The sequence below is a fragment of the Sphingobacterium haloxyli genome, from assembly GCF_002980525.1.
Classification (GTDB): domain Bacteria; phylum Bacteroidota; class Bacteroidia; order Sphingobacteriales; family Sphingobacteriaceae; genus Sphingobacterium; species Sphingobacterium haloxyli.
The window spans coordinates 86075-103149 of the sequence record NZ_PVBQ01000003.1 but is presented as its reverse complement, the minus strand read 5'-3'; the positions used below and the strand labels follow the sequence as shown (position 1 = coordinate 103149).

Annotated in this window: 13 protein-coding genes; 9 read left to right on the top strand and 4 right to left on the bottom strand. The window is 41.2% G+C overall.

The genetic code is table 11. From position 1 onward, the window contains the following. Nucleotides 1-438 precede the first annotated feature (438 nt). Together C5745_RS04150 and C5745_RS04145 are read left to right on the top strand one after the other, a co-directional pair. On the top strand, nucleotides 439-714 hold the full coding sequence (locus tag C5745_RS04150; RefSeq protein ID WP_133166286.1) for a hypothetical protein: 276 nt from the start codon (nucleotides 439-441) through the stop codon (nucleotides 712-714). Between the two features lie 33 nt (nucleotides 715-747). Further along, the gene (locus C5745_RS04145; protein WP_105715721.1) at nucleotides 748-951 is read left to right on the top strand and encodes a YqaE/Pmp3 family membrane protein; all 204 of its coding nucleotides are present in this window, start codon (nucleotides 748-750) and stop codon (nucleotides 949-951) included. Between the two features lies 1 nt (nucleotide 952). Here the strand turns inward: C5745_RS04145 and C5745_RS04140 are convergent, their stop codons facing one another. The 3 genes from C5745_RS04140 to C5745_RS04130 form a co-directional block, all read right to left on the bottom strand. Further along, a complete protein-coding gene (locus C5745_RS04140; RefSeq protein WP_105715720.1) occupies nucleotides 953-1396 on the bottom strand; it encodes a PepSY-like domain-containing protein in 444 nt (147 codons plus the stop codon). A 77-nt stretch (nucleotides 1397-1473) separates the two neighbouring features. Then, a complete protein-coding gene (locus C5745_RS04135) occupies nucleotides 1474-2754 on the bottom strand; it encodes a sensor histidine kinase (RefSeq protein WP_105715719.1) in 1281 nt (426 codons plus the stop codon). Between the two features lie 4 nt (nucleotides 2755-2758). Next, a complete protein-coding gene (locus C5745_RS04130; protein WP_105715718.1) occupies nucleotides 2759-3430 on the bottom strand; it encodes a response regulator transcription factor in 672 nt (223 codons plus the stop codon). Between the two features lie 357 nt (nucleotides 3431-3787). On the opposite strand from C5745_RS04130, the gene C5745_RS04125 reads away from it, so the two are divergent. The 5 genes from C5745_RS04125 to C5745_RS04105 all read left to right on the top strand — a co-directional run bounded on the left by C5745_RS04125 (nucleotide 3788) and on the right by C5745_RS04105 (nucleotide 14101). Further along, on the top strand, nucleotides 3788-8983 hold the full coding sequence (locus C5745_RS04125) for a translocation/assembly module TamB domain-containing protein (RefSeq protein ID WP_243403245.1): 5196 nt from the start codon (nucleotides 3788-3790) through the stop codon (nucleotides 8981-8983). Beyond that, nucleotides 8973-11282 (top strand): translocation and assembly module lipoprotein TamL, encoded by a 2310-nt coding sequence (gene tamL, locus C5745_RS04120; RefSeq protein WP_243403244.1) that lies wholly within the window; start codon nucleotides 8973-8975, stop codon nucleotides 11280-11282. The genes C5745_RS04125 and tamL overlap by 11 nt, the downstream gene beginning before the upstream one ends. A 114-nt stretch (nucleotides 11283-11396) precedes the next feature. Further along, complete coding sequence (locus C5745_RS04115; protein WP_105715715.1) at nucleotides 11397-12341, top strand: malate dehydrogenase; 945 nt, start codon at nucleotides 11397-11399, stop codon at nucleotides 12339-12341. A gap of 53 nt (nucleotides 12342-12394) precedes the next feature. Further along, nucleotides 12395-12832 carry an aspartyl protease family protein gene (locus tag C5745_RS04110; protein ID WP_105715714.1) on the top strand — a complete coding sequence of 146 codons (438 nt, stop codon included), beginning with the start codon at nucleotides 12395-12397 and terminating at the stop codon, nucleotides 12830-12832. A gap of 9 nt (nucleotides 12833-12841) precedes the next feature. Then, complete coding sequence (locus C5745_RS04105; protein ID WP_105715713.1) at nucleotides 12842-14101, top strand: acyloxyacyl hydrolase; 1260 nt, start codon at nucleotides 12842-12844, stop codon at nucleotides 14099-14101. A gap of 9 nt (nucleotides 14102-14110) precedes the next feature. Here the strand turns inward: C5745_RS04105 and C5745_RS04100 are convergent, their stop codons facing one another. Beyond that, nucleotides 14111-15334, bottom strand: a complete 1224-nt coding sequence (locus tag C5745_RS04100) for an MFS transporter (RefSeq protein WP_105715712.1) — start codon at nucleotides 15332-15334, stop codon at nucleotides 14111-14113. Between the two features lie 125 nt (nucleotides 15335-15459). Between C5745_RS04100 and fsa the strand changes: the two genes are divergently transcribed. Then, the gene (gene fsa / locus C5745_RS04095; RefSeq protein WP_105715711.1) at nucleotides 15460-16119 is read left to right on the top strand and encodes a fructose-6-phosphate aldolase; all 660 of its coding nucleotides are present in this window, start codon (nucleotides 15460-15462) and stop codon (nucleotides 16117-16119) included. A 131-nt stretch (nucleotides 16120-16250) separates the two neighbouring features. Then, nucleotides 16251-16700, top strand: coding sequence for a Fur family transcriptional regulator (locus C5745_RS04090; RefSeq protein WP_105715710.1), 450 nt, complete (start codon nucleotides 16251-16253; stop codon nucleotides 16698-16700). The last annotated feature ends 375 nt before the right edge of the window (nucleotides 16701-17075 follow it).

Sequence of the window (17075 nt, the reverse complement as noted above, 5' to 3'; positions counted from 1 at the left end):
CAAACAGTACAAAACCGACCATGAACATCAGAAACGATTCGTTTGGCATCATCCCCCGTTGTATGCTTTCTTGGCTTCTCTGGGGTACGTCAAAATTCTCTTCCATAACCTAATTCATTTGATGTTTCTACACCTCGTTTTTTAGCGGCGATGAAGCCACCCAATTTTTGTAGCATTCATATCCTCCTTAGAACAATCTTCCTTGGAAAAGGTTTCTTGATGCGGTTAATTTTTCGTAAAAAAAATTATTAATACCGTAGGAAGATCAATTCGCAACGGAAAATATTAGCACAAATTAGTGTATTTTTACCGATTGGTACACTACTTTTACCGAGAGATACTGCTAGCATACCTATTCTATATCGTTTATATTTGACAAGCAGCTTATCTTTGGAGTATACAAACAGAGATAAAAATAACGCCATTAAAAATAGAAACATGGAAACGAAAAAAACATACTCGTTAAACAGTGGGAGCATCTCCGACACATTTCAAAAAATTGTTGACTGGATTCAGGAAAACGAGGTCAGTGTTACTTCAAAGACCGGTAAAGAATATGTTAGACTTCCATTCGTCGTCGCTTTTATTGTAGCTATACTTGTTCCATTCGCCCTCGTTATTGGTATTATTTTGGCTTTGGCTTTTGGTATAAACATTACTTTCGAGCGGATCGGCAAAAAAGAGAAATCTGTTCACAACGACAAGCCTTATTAAGCAACCGAATTACAAAAAATTAGACAATACGTTATGATATTGATAGCAGTCCTGTTTCCATGGTTATCCTTTTTTTTAAGAGGGAAAATATTAATTGGTTTTATCTGCCTTATTTTGCAGTTTACGCTAATCGGGTGGCTGCCAGCAGCGATTTGGGCGGTGGCTTCCCGTATAGACGGAAAAAACAAGAACCGCATTCGACGGTTAGAAAGACAGTTACAGCGTCCGGGAGTATAATTTAGTCATCTATCCTAATAAATTTGCCTTCGTTTGAAAACTCCAAATCAAGTCCGTTTGAAATTTCAACGTCATACCCATTCCTATTCTTCTTTATTCCTTTCACGAACGTATTCGGAAAGCTCTTATGGATATATTGAGAAATGTTCGCCGGTATAAGTATAGCTGGCACAGCGCTCTTTTTCATTTCCACCTTTTTCCATACTCCGTCGGCATCAAACTCGATGTTCGAGCCACTTTTTAAGGTAAGTTCATATTCCTTCTTAAAAAGATATTCGGTGTCCATCGAAACCTTAACGACCTCTTTCTCCGAAAAATGCTTTTTCACAAATGCTTGCGCTTTAGCAGGCAACTTCGTAAACGATATAGCTTTGTCTTGTGCAGAAGCGGCTGTTATCATAAACAACAATAATACGGACAAGGTTATTTTTAATAGCGATTTCATTCCAGTACGTTTTTACTAACACAAAGATTTCAATTGATTTAGGAAACTTTTGGGAATGAGGCCATTCCACTAGTCCATCATGGTTTTTCTAAAGAAAAAACATGCCAACTTCCCTCAAAGCGATAATCGATTGACAACTCAGGGTAGGTATCTACGATAGATTTTACAATGGCAAGCCCCAGACCAGTTGATTGACTATCTTGCGTACCTTTATGAAAGCGACTGAAAATCTTTTTTTGATCTAGCGGGCTCTGGCTCCCCGTATTAGCCAACGAAAGCTGATTCTTCCTTATACATATGGATATGATTCCGCCTTTAATATTATATCGTAAAGCGTTCCGGAATAAGTTTGAGATTAGTACAAGCGCCAAATCTTTGTTCATCGACACATCAAAAACCGCATGTTCCTCGACTTGCAGCGTTATACCTTTAAACGATAAAAAATCCCTATAGTCTTCACTGATCTCCTTCACGAGCTGATTCAGCCCGATCCTATCAACATCCTTATACTGTTTATTCTCAATCCTTGATAGCATCAGCAAGGCTTTATTCAAGTTTACAAGCCGCCGCAACGACGATTTCGAAGCAGCTAGCTGCGTCAGTTGGCTTTCAGACAGTGATTCGTCCTCCATCAACATTTCCAATTTATTAATCGTGATAGCTAAGGGCGTTTGTAACTCGTGGGCTGCATTCTCGATAAAACGCTTTTGTTCATCAAACACTTCTTCATTTCGGCGCCACATCCGATGTATCTCTTTATTTAATTGATTAAATTCCACAATATTCGTGGACAGGGCTTTCAGATCATCTTTTTTTCCAAAGCGGTAGAGATTTAGGTTTTCTAAAATAATATTAAATGGGCGCCAAGCTCGTCGCAGAACTAATTCATTGATTGAATATACTCCCAAAACAAGCACAAGATATAAAACGATGAGCGCAGTGGTCAGGTTAAGTATCAAATCATCTTCCTCTACTGTGGACGTGCGGATCTCCAGATGATATGGTTTTTGGTCTGGAGCATAAAACCCCGTCCGCAACACCCTGTAGGGCTCCATCTCGTCATCATATGGCATATAGAAAAACTCATTGTTCAGTTGATTCTGCTCCGAAAAATCATCGTCGTCGCTTACAGGCGTAATTCGAAATTGGTTGATACCGTACTTATCTGTTTCTAGCAATCCGGGATCCTCGTAAACCGCTCTTAAAATCAATATCTTTTGGTTTTTCAGTCCGTCGTCTACATTGTCGTAGACCTCTTCCAAAATAAAGGCATAGAATAAAGCTGCCCAAATGGTGATGATCATCAGGAAAGCAATGCTCAAATAACGTAAGGTATAGTTCTTAAGAGAGACTTGCATCGTATTATACCATTTTATAGCCCACGCCGTAGACGGCCTGAAAATCGACTTCTGCTTGATAGTTTTTTAGTTTTCGTCGTAAATTCTTTATTTGGGAATAGATAAAATCAAGGTTATCCGACTGATCGGCATCATCACCCCAGACGGCTTCGGCAAGTGACGTTTTCGTAATGAGCTTTTCCGGACGGATCATAAAGTAATATAACAAGTCGTATTCTTTTCGGTTTAATTGTAATTCATCCGCTCCCACAAGAACTTTACGTTCTTCTGGAAACAATTTAATATCTTTAAACTGAATGGCTTGTTCACCGTGATGGTTTCTCCTTCGGATTATCGTTTTGATACGGGCCAGTAGTTCTGCCAGATGAAAAGGCTTTGCTAAATAGTCGTCGGCCCCCAATCCCAAGCCCTCTACTTTATCCTCAACGGAATCTTTAGCCGAAATGATGATGACCGAGCCGTCTTTTCCCAATGCCCTCAGCTCAGTTAACAGCTGCATTCCGGTACCACCAGGCAGCATAATATCTAATAACACGCAGTCGTAGTCATAATTAACCAATTTAGCCAACCCGGTAGCGTAATCATTAGCGGTTTCCACCATATATTTTTCGGCCTCGAGAAATGATTTTAACACATCGCAGAGGTCCGTTTCATCTTCTACAATTAGTACTTTCATTGTTAAACTAAACTACGATATTACGGACATAATTAGGAAAGATTTTGGAAATTCATTACGCGGCACCCTAAAAACTAGGTTTTTAATTCTATTTCTTGACGTTTTTTCTAACTCTTTTATCGGCAATAGTTGACAAACCTTATCTTTGTTCGTAACTCATGTAAGCAATAATTGTGAGTAGTAATAAACATTTCAACTCTTTTGACGTTTGTTGATAAAGAGGTATACACGACAAAGTCTTATAAAATTTAATAAAAAATCACGTTGAATCGATTCGGACGAATAGCTTTAAAAACAATATTATGGGTTATCGGCAGTATTATTGCCCTTCTGCTATTTATAATTTTTCTTATACGAATGCCGGCGGTTCAAAATTATGTAGTTGGCAAAGTTACGAACTATCTGGAAAACAAGATTGGCACTCGGGTCGATATTGGCTATGTCAATATCACTTTTCCAAAGAAAATCGTATTGGAAAACGTCTATTTTGAAGACCAATCTAAGGACACGTTAGTTGCTGGAGAAAAATTATTGGTGGATATCAATATGTTTAAATTGTTGAAAAACACGGTGGAGGTCCAGCAGTTAGAATTAAAGGGCATAACAGCGAAGATAAACCGCACGTTACCCGATAGTAGCTTTAATTTTGATTATATTGTAGCAGCGTTCGCTTCTGAAGAAGAAAGCACAGCAGCTACTGATACCACCTCGGCCCTCGTTTTTGATATCAATGACGTACTTTTTGAGCGCCTCCATTTCGTTTATCACGATGAAGTTATCGGAACGAGTGCGGACATCCGGTTGCAGCATTTCGATACGAAAGTAAAAAGGTTTGACTTGACTAACAATATGGCATTTTCGATGCCAACAATCAGATTGGACGGGTTGACAGCATTGGTTAAACAATGGGCCCCTATGGGTGAAGGGGAAGCTCCTTCAGCAGACGATTTCGGTATTACAGATGCCTCCGTCGCAGAATCGTCGCTACTTCCGGACCTCGAAATAAAGAATCTAAACCTGAGCAATATTCTCGTAGAATACCAAGATTCATCGACCGCCATGGATACCCGATTTGATATCCGGCAGCTAACTGCGGACATCAAAGAAATAGATCTCAACAACGAAATTGTACGTTTAGGGGAAATTAATTTAGACGAGTCTGATTCGCAGGTACTATTTGGGAATTTAACGTCGAAACCCATCGTAGCGGCAGAAACAGATACCACATCTAACAGCAGTTCCATGAACTGGGTTGTTTCTGCCGACAGATTGACTATCGATAAAACGAATATTTGGTTTAAAGACGATAACGAACCACGCATGAACGGATTCGATTATTTCAACATTAAAATCAGTGATTTTCTAGCGGAGCTTGATGACCTCTATTACTCCAGCGACTCTATTTCCGGTTCATTAAAAAACCTTTCGATGGCGGATCACTCTGGCTTTTCCATTAAAAAGTTGCAGGGGGACTTTGTGTATCATAATTCGGGTGTAGAAATCCAAAATTTCATTGCCCAAACGCCTAAGACTACTATCCGAAATTATATCAAACTGACCTATCCGTCGCTTGACGCATTAACAGAAAATCCGAGCCAAGTATTTGTAGAAGCTAACATCAAAAATTCCACACTCGATATGGGCGATATCCGCTATTTTGTACCAGACTTGGACACCATGGAGGTTATGAAGCCACTTTTGACTTGGTCTTTTTACATCAACGGTAGTGTAAGAGGCCAGATGGATAATCTCACTATACCCAATATTGAATTTAAAACATTAGACCGCACCCACGTAGTAGCCAGTGCAGCCATTAGAGGGCTACCTGATACAGAGAAACTCTACATCGACTTGAATCTTAAAAAATTTACGACCGGTAGAGCGGATATAGAACGTTTAGTTGCGAAATCTTTGATGCCTGACAGCTTACAACTTCCAAATGCCATCAGCCTATCGGGAACGTTCAAAGGAGGTATGTCTGGCTTCGATGCGAACATGAGTCTTGTTACCGAGAAAGGCAACGCTACGGTGAATGGTAATATGCAAATGGGAACAGATACGACATACAATGCATATGTATCCATTGACGATTTGAACATTGGAAACATCCTAAATCAAGATTCTGTTTTAGGTATAATATCTGCGGAAGCGAATGTAGTTGGCACTGGACTAAACCCCAAGGACATGACCGCGGCTGTAGATGGTCGTTTGAATCACTTGGATGCGATGGGTTACACTTATCGTGATATACAGTTGCAAGTAGATGCTAAAGGCGGTGATATCGTGGGTACGCTAAACAGTCCAGATCCCAATATACAGTTCAACATGGATTTCGCGGCAGACATGCGCAATAAGTACCCAAAAGTACAGGCAACACTGATGATCGATAGTGTTAACGTTCGGAACCTTAAATTGATGGAAGACGACTTTCGATATCACGGAAAGATTGTTGCTGATTTTGAAACGGCCGATCCAGATTTCCTAAACGGTTCGATTGTTGTCTCCAACTCGTCCCTTGCATATAAGGATGCTCGCTATACACTAGACAGCATCTCTTTAGTGGCATCCGCAGATACCAGTAAGAATACACTGATTCTAAAATCTGAATTTCTTCAGGCACACATGGTTGGCAAATATCAACTTACCGCATTGGGTGGCGCAGTACAAGATATCATACAGATATACTATAATCCAAGTGGCACACCAAAAGACACCATTTCGTATGCCCCACAGCAGTTTGAGTTTAGTGCAACAATTAATAATTCCCGCTTCATCCGGGATTTCCTTCCGGACTTAGAAGAGATGCGTGATATTACCTTAGATGGTACATTCAACAGTGCTACACAGAATTTTATGGCAAAATTGATCGCACCGAAAATTGTATACGGCGGCACAACTATAGAAGATGTTGGCGTCGATTTGACGACATTTGATAGCACGCTATATTATTCAGCACTCATTCACCTAATTAAAATGGGTGATATCGAATTGAATAATACGGTAGCAAGTGGTAGTGTCGTGGAAAACAATGTTGACCTTGGCTTGTGGATAAAAGATAAGGAAGATAAAGAGCAGTATCATTTAGGCGCCGGGTTACGAGCTGAAGAAAATAACTTTATTTTCAGGTTACATGAAGATGGATTAAAATTAAATTATGAAGATTGGCATATAGACACCACGAATACAATTAGTTTTGGTGAAAGCGGCGTACACGCCCGCAACTTCCGTTTAACGAATAATGGACAGGAGCTTCTTGTCCAATCACGAGATTCTATACCGAACGCACCTATCGATGTGACCTTTAACAATTTCAGAATCGAGACTTTTACACAAATGTTGGAATCCGAAATGCTCGATCTGGGAGGAGGTATTAATGGTACAGCTACCGTATCTCGACTAGAGGGCAGTCCCGTATTTGTTTCCGATCTGACTATTGATAAGTTTTTCTTCGGAAAAGACACCGTGGGCAATATATTGGTCAAAGTAGATAATATCAAAGAAAACACGTTTTCTGCTGACGTGAAAATTGAAGGAAACGGTAACGACGTACAACTCATAGGTGATTTTATCAGTCCGCCAGACGGGACCGCTTCTATCGACGCAACGTTATCGCTAAAACCAATGAAAATGACGACTATACAGGCGTTTAGTCTAGGTTATTTAGAAGATTGTGCGGGCGATTTGGTAGGCGATTTAAAAATCACAGGCACTGTCGATGCGCCTAAAATTAACGGTGGACTCACGTTCCAAAACGGCAAATTGAATGTGGCAATGTTGAATGCAGATTTCCTAATGGACAACCAAACTATCCACTTCAACAATCAAGGCATTCAATTCAAAAAATTTGAAATCAAAGATTTACGTGGTAACACCACATTATTAAACGGTTCTATTGCTACCACCACCTATACGGACTTTAGCTTCAATCTGAATTTGACGATGAACGACTTTGCCGCGGTTAATTCAACGAGGGAAGACAACGATTTATTTTTCGGCAAACTATATTTGACCTCGAATCTGCGTGTACGTGGTAATTTAGACCAACCGCGTGTGGATGGCGACATTAAGGTCAATGAAAACACCGATTTTGTATTCATCGTACCAAATGACGACCCTGGTATTGCGCAGCGGGACGGCGTCGTCAAATTTGTCAATCGTTCTGATACGGCCCGTGCAAATGTATTTGCCCGATTAGACTCTATCACAACGGCTACACAATTGTCCGGCATGGACATCGCCCTCAATCTTTCTACCGACGCCGAGGCAAAATTTAAGGTTATATTAGACGAAGGCACACAAGATGCACTCAACATACAAGGCGTGGCAGAGTTGAACGCTACCATTGATGCAAGTGACAAAATCACGATGTCAGGCACCTATACCGTAGAAAGGGGAGATTATACATTCTCATTGGGACCGATTTCGAAACCATTCCTCTTCCAAAAAGGGAGCACCATTACTTGGAATGGCGATCCACTGGATGCCCGTATGGATATTACCGCCATATATCGAAACCGTTTTCCCACCTTGGAACTCGTACAATCTCAACTTGGTGGCGAAAGCCCAAACCTGTATAAACAACGAATTCCTTTCGACGTAAAGCTTATTCTCACCGGCGAGCTGTTCAAACCAGAAATTAACTTTGATATTGATCTGGACGAGAATAACGCTATCGTTTCACAAGATGTCGTAAGTAAAGTTAACATTGCTTTGGCCAATATACGGGAGGATCCTGCGGAGTTGAATAAGCAAGTGTTCTCACTAATCGCGCTAGGACGTTTCATGTCCGCCAATCCATTTGAGAGCCTTTCGGGCGGTGGCGGAGCTGAAGCAATGGCACGGAACACCGTCAGTTCGTTCCTGAGTAGCCAGTTGAATAATTTAGCGTCCGATCTTGTTAAAGGGGTGGAACTTGATTTCAATCTGCAATCAGAAGAGGATTATCTAACTGGGAATGCGCAAACACGGACGGACTTAAACGTGGGCGTGTCCAAGATGTTATTTGATGATCGCTTAAAAATTACGATAGGTTCCAACTTCGAAGTCGAAGGAAATACACGCCCAGGAGAAAAAGCATCTAACATCGCGGGCGATATTTCACTGGATTACCAACTTTCAAAAGATGGGCGCTACTTCGCTCGTGTATACCGGAAAAATCAATATCAAGCAACGTTGCAGGGACAATTTGTCGAAACTGGTATCGGTTTTATCATTACGATGAGTTATGACAAGTTCAAAGAACTTTTCATGAGTTCCGGCGCTTTAGAGCAATACTACAACACAGATAGCCGGGGTTTTCGCCGCCGGTTTGATATAGAGCGGATGGAAACCGATTCCGCCTACCGAGATAGCGTACGCCTAGTGATTCGTGATAGCCTAATGAAGAATAGCCCAGAGTTCCGTAAACGCATCGAGGAACGCCAGAAAAACGAACGTTTGCAACGTCAAGAAAATAGGACCGACAGCTCTACAACAAATAAGCCGGTTGGTTCCGTCACTCCATCAGCCGCCATCCGGGACGATGAGGAAGAAAGGAGGTCATATGATGATTAATTCGCGCCGAGTCGCAATGGGTATAACTGCAATGATCTTCGTGATTAGCTGTAATCCCACCAAATACCTTACCGAGGATGAAAAACTCTACAATAAAGGGCACGTAATCATCCATCCACAAGATAGTATTCCGAACGAACGCAAAGAAGCGTTTGAAGCACATTTGGAAGAAATGCTCAGGCCCAGACCCAACAAAAAGTTCTTGGGTGTTCGATTCAAGTTAGGTCTATACAATATGGGAGGAGGGCCAGATTCGTCATCGGGCGCCATCAACAGGTGGCTAAGAAATCAGGGAGAAGAGCCAGTGCTACTCCGTGACGTAAACCGAGAGTACAACGAAAATCTCTTGCGTAATCGGATGGAGAATTTCGGCTTCTTTAACGCCTACGTCACATCAGATACTACAATCGATGGCAAACTGGCAGAGGTCACCTATAATGCGTTTCCTGGGAAGATTTATCGTATCGCCAAGGTCGATTTCGAGGTCGATTCGACCAAGCAACTGGGGAAAGACATTTTGAGCACAAAATCTCGTTCCTTGCTAAATGTCGGAAGCAATTACAATTTAGATGTTATTCTCAACGAACGAGACCGCATCGACAATGACTTAAAAAACAAAGGATACTATTATTTTTCGCCCGACCATTTATTGGCGGAGGTGGACAGTAGCAAGGGAAATTTCCAGGTAGACATGTATTTGAAAGTTAAGCCTGAAACCCCACAGAGAGCGAAAGAGCCTCAAAAAATAGGAAATATTTTCATTTACCCAAATTATCGGCAGACAACGCAAGGTCTCCAAACAACCCGACCAAGGCCACAATATTTGTATGACAACCAATATTATATTATAGATCCGCAAAATACGTATCGTAAAAAAGTATTAGCAAATCATATCTTCTTTAACAAAGGAGATACCTATACACGCTGGGAACACAACCGGACGATCAGTCACCTCGTTAATCTCAACGCTTTTAAATTTGTTAAAAATACATTTGTTGACAGTCCTGATTCAGCCAATACGATGGATGTTTATTACCATTTAACTCCGATGCAGAGAAAGTCGATCCGTTTTGAGGTGATTGCAAAAACGGCTTCCGTGTATAATGGTACGGAAGCTAACGCCCATTGGACGCTTCGAAATGCCTTCAAAGGGTTTGAGACACTTACTGTAAGTGTGTTCGGCGGTTACGAAACGCAGACCGGGGGAAATGTAAATCTGAATTCCGCATATATACGTTACGGAACCGAAGTGGGCATTGTATGGCCGCGTTTGTTATCACCCTACAAGTGGGCGCCCTCGAGACGTTACATCCCCAAAACGTATGCGAAGGTTGGCTATGAGTTTTTGAATCGGCGAAACGCATATACACTTAATTCGCTGACCATAAATTACGGCTATAATTGGAAGGAAGATGACCAAAAGCAACACGATTTGGCAGTTGCTGAAATTATCTACGTACAACCCCGAAATATCACGGATGAATATAGAGCACAAATGGACACCGTTCCTACCCTACGCCATATCGTCGATCCACAGTTTTCGTTCGGGCCGAACTATTCCTATACCTTTACCAATTCTATGGACGCTTCACGTAAACATACTTTTTACGTAAAAACGGGTTTAAATACATCGGGGAATGTGCTGGGATTAATTCAGGGAGCGAATTATGACGAAGGTGCCAAAGAGATCTTCGGAACACCGTACGCCCAGTTTATCAAAGCCGAAGCTGATTTTCGTCATTATATGAAGTTGTCGTCTACATCCCAACTCGCTTCTAGAGTAATGGTGGGCACCAGTCATTCTTATGGAAATTCACGCTCACTTCCCTATTTAAAACAATATTTCTCCGGCGGGCCTAACGGATTACGTGCTTATCGGGCTCGGGCAGTAGGACCTGGAACCGCCTACCCGGAAAACTTGGGCGAAAATAATTTCTTCGCCGATCAAACTGGCGATTTCAAACTAGAACTTAATACGGAATATCGGGCACAGTTGGCTGGTATGCTGCATTGGGCCGCTTTTATAGATGCTGGGAATATATGGTTGCAACGAGCGGATGAAAATAAACCTGGGGGTAAGCTAACAAAGGACTTTTATAAAGAACTGGCAGTGGGCGCAGGTTTAGGCTTGCGTCTTGACCTGGATTTCTTGATTATCCGTACAGATTGTGCGATACCAGTACGTGTGCCGTATCGAGATCCGGGAGACCGCTGGGTATTCAAATACATTGATTTTAGAGATCGCGAATGGCGTCGTAACAACCTGGTATTTAACTTAGCCATTGGTTATCCGTTTTAACGGAGTTATAAGTGATGCACAAAAGTTAAAAATCAAAAGTTTTCTGTCTTTGCGCTCTTTTCCGTACATTTATCTACACATCAAGTCTTTACCACAACAAAAGATAGAAAAAATATGCAGACAAAAGTAACAGTTATTGGAGCAGGGGCTGTAGGTTCAACGACAGCGGACAATCTTGTACGAAGAAATATTGCAGAAGAAATTGTGCTGTTGGATATCAAAGAAGGTGTCGCAGAAGGCAAGGCACAGGATATGATGCAAACCGCAGCACTTTTAGGATTTGATTCCACTATAAAAGGAGTAACCAACGATTACACACAAACGGCAGGTTCTACGGTGGCGGTCATCACTTCTGGTATACCCAGAAAACCGGGGATGACACGTGAGGAACTCATTGGAACCAACGCTGGCATCGTTAAATCTGTTGTGGAGAACTTAGTAAAGCATTCCCCCGACATAATTATTCTCATTGTGTCTAACCCGATGGATACCATGACATACCTTTCGTTAAAATCGAGTGGTCTGCCTAAGAACAGGATTATTGGTATGGGTGGCGCACTGGATTCAGCGCGCTTTAAATATCAAATCTCCCAAAAGCTACAAGCTTCGGCGAACGATTTGAATGCAATTGTAATAGGTGGACATGGTGACACTACTATGATTCCCCTTATTCATCACGCCACGTGGAACAGTATCCCTGTCAGCAATTTCTTAACGCAAGAAGAACAAGATACCATCGTTAAAAAAACGATGGTGGGTGGAGCTACACTTACGGCATTGATTGGCACCTCCGCTTGGTATGCGCCCGGAGCGGCAGCGGCGGCGATGGTAGAAAGTATTGTACGCGACCAAAATAGATTATTTACAGCATCTGTCTTCCTAGAAGGCGAATACGGCGAAGAAGATATCAATATTGGTGTTCCTGTAATTATTAATAAAAAAGGTTGGGACCGTATCGTTCCTTTAGAGTTGTCAGAAGAAGAAGAAGCGCTTTTCAAAAATAGTGCAAATGCCGTAAGGAATATGAACCAAGTGTTGAAAGATAGTAATATCATATAAGGCTCTTTTTGCGTGGGTTTTAATTTATATTTATTTTATCTAAGTTTACACCCATGCAAAAAATTCCGTTTGAAATATTGGAACTACAAGGCGATGGTTATCATATATTGATCGATGTTTGCCTATTTGATCAATCTTTTAAGATGGTATTAGATACCGGAGCATCAAAAACCGTTCTTGACAAAACGACACTCCTCCAATCAGGTATTCCGGAGGAAAAAATTGAAATTACTAATATCGTTTCGACTGGATTAGGTACAAATTCCATGGAAAGTTTTATCTTAGAACTACCAACTTTCGAGATAGGTACCTGGAAAGTAAGAAAATTTATAACGGCGGTTCTAGATTTAAGCGCGGTTAATTATGCTTACCAACAAATGGGCCTTCCTCCCGTTATTGGGGTGTTGGGGGGAGATATCCTAGTTACTTATGCTGCTCGTATCGACTATCGGAAACAGCTTTTAACCTTACGGGACCGTAAAGTAAGTTGAAGTTGACCTATGTTTTCGGGTGTAAAATCGTTATTTAGCTATGTATCGGTCTCCAGCTGTTTATTGCTTATTTCCCCAGTTAGCGGGTTGTCCCGAGACACACTGTCGATTGATACTGCACATAAGCTGAATGGTGCTGGACGATTTGTCCATCATCTTGGGGTGGAACTTCGCCCCGGTTTCGTATTGCCTACCGTACCTTTTTACGCTGGATTGAATGATCAGCGAAAACCTATTCGAAACGCGTTATCCGGACATATCAAATACGCATTCCGGTTTCCAAATGGCTCATTGGGAGATCAAATTTATCCCCATACCTACCAGGGAATAGGGGTGTCTTTTTACAGTTTCGGCAACCACCGAGAGTTAGGAGCTCCTAATACAATGTACCTTTTCCAGCGCTCCAAGATCACACAGCTTCGTCCGAATGTAGCATTAGACTATGAATGGAATTTCGGTTTATCGACCGGTTGGGAGCCACACGATTTTGAGCACAATACCTACAATGTCGCAATTGGCTCTAAAACGAATGCCTATTTAAATGCCGGATTATATTTGAGATGGAGGTTAACGCAGAATACAGATTTGGCTACGGGTTTCGATTTCACTCATTTTTCAAATGGAAATACAAATTTCCCTAATGCTGGCCTTAACACGATCGGATTGAAGATAGGTTTTTTATATGATTTTCGAAAACGATATTCAGTCGCCGGGAAGCGTCCCAAAATACCCGATTCGTTGATTGCGCAATACCCCAAACACATCCACTATGATTTGGTATTTTTCGGTTCGTGGCGTCGAAAAGGAGTCGAAGTCATCGGACAACCGGTCCCTTCGCCGCACCAATATCCTGTTTTGGGGTTGTATTTTGGTCCAATGTATAATTTAAGCTATAGATTTCGGGCTGGCGTCTCTATAGATGCCGTATACGACGGCAGCGCGAATGTCTACACAAAAAATTACTTTTCGGCAGCCCTTGAAGAAAAATTCTTTAAGCCATCTATCGACAAACAATTAGCTATAGGCCTGTCGGCGAGAGCTGAATATATCATGCCGATTTTCACTATCGGTATCGGCTTAGGAGGTAACCTGCTGCATAGAGGCGGAGACCTCCGAGGTTCCCACCAAACATTTGCACTTAAGATTGCAGCCACTAGAAATTCGTTCTTGCATATCGGCTATAATTTGAAAGATTTTCACGAGCCAAATTATTTGATGCTGGGTCTCGGCTACCGATTTAAAAATAAAGCACCCTCGCTGTTCTTTTGATAAGATCGATCATATTCTCTTAAACAGTCTTCGATGGATATGTAGCCGCAGATAGGTATAAAAGCTTAGCGCAACGATAACACCAACTGTCCCCATAAAGTATAGCGTGCTCTTGATTCCGATATATTCGGCCATCGCACCAATTAACAGCGTGCCAATAGGAGCGACGCCTTGGAAAGCCATAACATAATAACCTATCACTCTCGCACGATAGCTTGGAACCGCATGCGTCTGGATATACGTATTTATGGACGAATTCTGCATCATCATCGCAAAAGCAACCACCATGGTAAACACCAAAGCCAACGGTAGGAACCGGGCAAATGCTAATAAACAAAGTGCTATGCCCATGAGAAAAGCAGAAAACAATACGCGGTACCGAAGGTTTTCACCTGTTTTTAATCTTGCCATGTTGATGGCACCGATCATCGCGCCAAAACCGGCGGCACTTTCAAACCAAGAGAAAGTGGACTCATCTCCCGAAAAAAGGTCTTTAGCGATGGCCGGCAACAAAGACGTATAAGGGATAACGAATAAGCTAGAAAATACCAGTACAATAATCAATGATTTAATATGCGGAGAACGCCGCACATAGCTGAATCCTTCAATAAGCGCTTGCGAATGGCTTTCTTTAGTAAGCTTTGAGCGATCCTCCTTTACACGCATCAGCAGAAGGCAGATGATGACCGGGACAAAACTGATGAAATTAATACCGAAACACACGAGCTCGCCGTATCTGGTCAACAAAATACCGCCAATGGCAGGCCCCACCATTCTTGCGGCGTTGAAAATAGACGAATTTAACGCTATGGCATTAGGCAAATCTCGCTTGTTATCCACGAGCGATATCATTAATGACTGGCGGCTGAGTACATCGAATGCATTAATGATTCCCTGTATAAAACCTAACACAGATAACAGAAGAACAGTTTGTAACTGCAATCCTACCACTAGTGTTAAAATACCAGCTTGTAGCATCAAACCAATCTGCGTAAGAAAAACCAGCTTATATTTCCTGTGCTTATCGACAAACGAGCCGACAAATGGGGAAAGGATCAATGACGGAAGCAAAGCAATAAATTGAACAAAACCGAGCCAAAATACGGAATTAGTCATTTCATATACCATCCAGCTGATAGCTATCCGTTGCATCCAGGTACCCAAAAGTGATATCGCTTGGCCTATGACATGCAGTCGAAAATTGGGGTAAGAAAGCGATCTAAATATGTCCATGAACGGCCGAAAAAATGTTTTGATTAAACTTAACCAGATTGAGAATAATATAATTACTTTTGTAACATACTTATGTATACTATGTTTTAAAATATTTTAAATCACTATAAAACAATCTAATAAACATGAAGTTTTTTATCGATACCGCAAACTTAGCACAGATCAAAGAAGCACAAGACCTTGGCGTGTTGGACGGCGTAACGACTAACCCCAGCTTAATGGCAAAGGAAGGCATCAGTGGGGAAGAGAATGTAATTAATCATTATAAAGCTATCTGCGACATTGTGGATGGTGATGTAAGCGCAGAGGTTATCGCTACAGATTTTGACAATATCATCACAGAAGGGGAAGCATTGGCTGCCTTGAATCCAAAAATTGTTGTGAAGGTTCCTATGATCAAGGATGGCGTTAAAGCTATTAAGTATTTTAGCCAAAAAGGCATCAAAACAAACTGCACACTCGTGTTTTCTGCTGGGCAAGCGCTATTGGCGGCCAAAGCGGGAGCAACATACGTATCTCCATTTATCGGCAGATTGGACGACATTTCTGTAGATGGTCTAGGTTTAATCGAAGAAATTCGTCACATATATGACAACTACGGTTTCAAAACAGAAATTTTAGCGGCTTCCGTACGTCATAGCGCACATTTATTAGGCTGTGCGAAGATTGGAGCTGATGTAATGACAGGACCTTTATCCGTTATCTTATCCTTATTAAAGCACCCGTTAACCGATAGCGGCTTAGCGCAATTTTTAGCGGACCACGCAAAGGCAGCAGGAAAGTAAAATAATATATTTCATGATGAAAGCCTCTCCCGTTTTATCTGGAGAGGCTTTTTTTATGAGTCTCCAATCCGGTTGATCTGCACTCTTTTTGAGGTAAAAAAGACTATAAAATTCGTAACTTTACGGCTATCATGACGAATGGAAAAAAAGAACAAAACACACAGGAATTTCCGGACCTTCTCCGGGAAAACGGCCTCAAAGTAACCTCCCAAAGGTTGCGTGTCTTAGAAGAAATAACGCACAAAAATGCAGCCATATCACAGCCTGATTTAGAAAAAATTGTAGGAAAAGATATTGATAGGGTAACACTATATCGCATATTATCGAGCTTTGAAGAGAAAGGAATTGTCCATAAAATATTCGATTTAAATGGTACAGCGACCTATGCAATGTGCACTTCTAACTGCACCGAAAACCACCATCACGATCAACATATCCACTTCATATGTTCGGTATGTAATAGCGTATTTTGCTTGGACGAAGTATCGCTTCCAAAAATCACTTTGCCTCCTCATTTCGCACTCCATTCCCTCGCTATAAACGCCGTGGGATTATGTGCAAACTGCCAAAAAGAAGATTAAATACCAAAAAACATATACTTATATAAAAGAAGCTTTCTGAATTCGGGAAGCTTTTTTTATGTAAACTAACCCCGTGATAAAACCAAAAAATAAAGACATAAAAATAAACACATAACTTATATAATACACTTGCAATAAGCATTTTAATTACGCTAAAATAAATGTAAAGACAACTTAATAAATTTAGCAGTTCGACATTTGCTATCCCGTTTTTTCAAAAAAATCGTTCTAACCATGTCAAAAACAAACTAAAGACAACGCATATTTTAGCACAAATCAATTTTAAATTAAACATTATCAATAAATTATAATTGGTAAATTAAATGATAACATAACGATAAGAAATAAGACAGGAAATGCTTTGATTCTAAATAA